Origin of the sequence: Bacillus sp. REN3 (assembly GCF_017912555.1) — a bacterium.
Taxonomy (GTDB): Bacteria; Bacillota; Bacilli; order Bacillales; family Cytobacillaceae; genus Mesobacillus.
Genome location: NZ_JAERSD010000097.1, coordinates 1 through 217, shown reverse-complemented (window position 1 = coordinate 217; position 217 = coordinate 1). Strand labels below are relative to the sequence as shown.

1 tRNA gene is annotated in these 217 nt (G+C 48.4%); it reads left to right on the top strand.

Annotation, left to right across the window (positions count from 1 at the left end):
- The first annotated feature begins 143 nt into the window (after positions 1 to 143).
- Positions 144 to 216: transfer RNA gene (locus JJQ88_RS21965), tRNA-Thr, on the top strand.
- Position 217: the final 1 nt, after the last annotated feature.

The following is a 217-nucleotide window of genomic DNA, read 5'->3' as shown; positions in this document are numbered from 1 at the left end:
GTAGCTCAATTGGTAGAGCACGTCCGGATGAACTTCCTGAAAAAGCTTCAGCGTACTGATCGAGCTGCTACTTGATTCGGCTTTCCGAGATCAGGACGACCTTTCAACGTTCAGGCTGAGAACTGAATATTTTCACTCACAATGCCGGTGTAGCTCAATTGGTAGAGCAACTGACTTGTAATCAGTAGGTTGGGGGTTCAATTCCTCTCGCCGGCAC